Annotated in this window: 2 pseudogenes; both read right to left on the minus strand. The window is 63.9% G+C overall.

Going from position 1 to position 3392, the window contains the following annotated elements:
* A pseudogene (locus tag ACYVDE_RS19705) lies at window positions 1–2934 on the minus strand (efflux RND transporter permease subunit); the annotation flags it as partial.
* A gap of 108 nt (window positions 2935–3042) precedes the next feature.
* Window positions 3043–3392: pseudogene (locus tag ACYVDE_RS19710) on the minus strand (hypothetical protein); the annotation flags it as partial.

The raw sequence follows: 3392 nt of genomic DNA on the forward strand, positions 1-3392 counted from the left end.
AGGGCCATGGGCAAAAAGCCCAGCGAGGCTACCGAGGCCGTAAGCAGCACCGGCCGGAACCGCTCGGCGGTGGCCCGGATGACCCGCAGGTACACGCTGGCTACCCCTTCGGCCGCGAATTCGTTGATGCTGGCCACCAGCACGATGCCATTGAGCACCGCCACCCCGAAAAGCGCGATGAAGCCCACGCCCGCCGAAATGCTGAACGGCATCCCCCGCGCCCACAGCGCCAGAATGCCCCCGATGGCCGCCAGCGGAATGCCCGTAAAAATGAGCATAGCCTGCTTCACCGACCGGAACGAGAGAAACAGCAGCAGAAAAATCAGCCCCAGCGCCACCGGTACCGCGATTTGCAGGCGCGCCTTGGCTTGTTGCAGGTTCTCGAACTGCCCGCCGTAGGCGATGGTGTAGCCCACGGGCAAAGGCAGCCGGGCGGCCAGCGTTTGCTGGATTTCGGCCACCAGGCTCTCCACGTCGCGGTTGCGCACGTTCACCCCGATGTTGATGCGGCGGCGGGCATCGTCGCGGCTCACCTGCATGGGCGCGTTGCGGAAGGCGATGGTGGCGACCTCGGAGAGCGGGATTTTCTGGCCGTCGGGCAGGTCCACGTACAGGCTGCTCAGGTCGGTAATACCGCGCCGGTTGGCCGAGTCGAGGCGCACCACCAGGTCGTAGCGGCGCTCGCCCTCAAAGACCTGTCCGGCCACGTCGCCCGCGAAGCTGCTGCGGATGAGCGTGTTGAGGTCTTCCACGTTGAGGCCGTAGCGGGCCAGCTTCGGCCGGTCGTAGGTGACGCGCATCTGCGGCAGGGCCGCGATTTGCTCCACCTTCAGGTCGCCCACGCCCGCCAGCGGCCGGATGAGCGCCCCGGCTGCCGTGGCCTTGTCGTACAGAACCTCTAGGTCGTCGCCGTAGAGCTTGATGCTGATGTCCGACTTGGAGCCCGAAATCAGCTCGTTGAAGCGCATCTGGATGGGCTGCTGAAACTCCAGGGTAATTCCCGGAATGCCGGCCAGCGCCGCCTGCATCTTGTTAGCCAGCTCCTCCCGCGAGTGGGCCGAGGTCCACGCTGCCTGGTCCTTGAGCACTACAATCTGGTCGGAGTCTTCCAGCGACATGGGGTCGGTGGGGATTTCGGAGGTGCCGATTTTGCCCACTACCTGCACTACTTCGGGGAAGTTCTTCAGCAAAATCTGCTGCACCTTGGTTGTCGTGGCGATGCTCTGGCTCAGTGAGCTGCCCGGCTTCAGGGTCACGTTCACGGCAAAGTCGCCCTCGTCGAGCTGGGGCACAAACTCGCCGCCCATGTGCAGAAACACCCCAATGGCCACCGCCAGCAGCGCCACCGCGCTGCCCGCTATCAGCCCGCGCCGCCGTAGCGCGCCCGTGATGAGCGGCCGGTAGCCGCGGTACAGGAATTTCATGATGCGGTCGGCGAGGGTGCCTTCCTCCTTGATGTCCTTGCGCAGCGCCCAGGCCGACACGGCCGGTACGTAGGTGAGGCACAGCAGCATGGCCCCCACAATGGCAAAGCTCACGGTAAGGGCCATCGGCCGGAACATCTTGCCGGCCACGCCCGTGAGGGCCAAAATGGGGAAGTACACGATGAGGATGATGAGCTGCCCGAACAGGGCCGAGCGCATCATGCGTGTAGCGGCGGAGGCGGCTACCTCGTCCATGCTTTCGTGGGCGGCCTGCGCGCGCTGGTGCACGAGGTGAAAAATCATGGCTTCCACGATAATCACGGCCCCGTCCACGATGAGACCGAAGTCTAACGCCCCGAGGCTCATCAGGTTAGCCGACACGCCGAAGGTGCGCATCAGCCCCAGGGCGAAGAGCATGCACAGCGGTATCATGCTGGCCACCACCACGCCGGCGCGCCAGTTGCCGAGTAGCACCAGCAGCACCAGTATCACGATAATGCCACCTTCGAGCAGGTTGTGGCTCACCGTGGCAATAGCCTTGTCGATGAGCTTGGTGCGGTCGAGGAAGGGCACGATGGTGAGGCCCTTGGGCAGCGTCTTCTGCACCTCGGCCACCCGCGCTTTCACACCCTTGATGGTTTCTTCCGAGCTGGCGCCTTTGAGCATGAGTACGATGCCACCCACGGTTTCGCCCTGGCCGTTGCGGTTCATGGCCCCGTAGCGCACGGCGTGGCCCAGGCCCACGGTGGCCACGTCGGCCAGGCGCACGATGCGGCGGCCGTCGTTGCGCAGCACCAGATTTTCGAGGTCCTCCTTCTGGGTGATGGTGGCATCCGTGACGGTGAGGTAGAGGCGGCGGTAGTCGCTCAGGTAACCGTTGCTCTGCACGAAATTGGTAGCTCCTAGGGCCTTGCTTACGTCATCCGGACCTAAGCCCAACGCGGCCAGCTGGTCGGGCAGAAGTTGCACCTGGTACTCCTTGGTGCGCCCCCCCTGAATTTGGACCGACGAAACGCCCTCCACCTGCGAGAGAAAAGGCTTGATGGTGAACAGCGCCAGCTTGCGCAGTTCCAGCGCCGACTTGCCCGGCGCTTCCAGCGTGTAGCCCATCACCGGCAGAATGGCTGGGTTCATGCGCTCCACCGAGATTTGGGCGGTGGGCGGCAGGTCGGCCCGAATCTGGTTCAGGCGCGACTCGATGAGGCTCTGGCTCTTGGCCACGTCCACGTTCCAGTCCAGGAAGGCCGATCATGGCGTCCTCCATGGGCTTTGTCACGGTCACCATCATGCGGTCCACGGGCACCAGCCCGTTATCGGCAATGACTTTTACCTTCGGAAACGTCACCTCCGGGAACAGGGCCACATTGATGCGTCGGTAGGCCACCGTGCCCAAGGCCAGCGCCAGGGCCAGCAGTACCGCAATGGGCGCTTTGTAGGCTTGAAAAAGAGCGGGACGAGCCATGAGGAAATAAATCGGTTTAAGCAGAACGGCACCAGCACCGAGCGGCATCCCTACCGTGTTCGTTGCAGCGAACCGGCCGTACCCCTCGGAATACGCCCGTGGTAGGGATGCTTTGTGTGGCGAACCGGCCGTTTTGCGGGTTTGGGGGTCGGCGCGTTATTCCTTTTCGGCCGCCACCGGCCGGGTTACTTTCACGGCCGCCGTGTCATCGAGGCCGAAGTTGCCGCTGAGCAGAATCCGGTCTTTCGGGGAAAAAGCCGGCTGCTTGATTTCAACATGGTCCTTTTCCTGGGCCCCCACCGTCACTGGGATTTTCACGGCGGTGGAGTCGTTGAGCAGCTTCATGACCCAGAACTCGGTTTGGGTTTCGTCGGTTAGCACCGCGCCGCGCGGGAGGGTGCGGGCCAAGTGCGGGGCCGTCTTGTCGAGTTCCACCTGCACGGCCAGGTTTTCGGGCAGGTCGGGTACCGGGCCGGTGGGGCGGATGGTGTAGCGCTGGGTCTGGA

The organism is Hymenobacter agri (assembly GCF_054778495.1).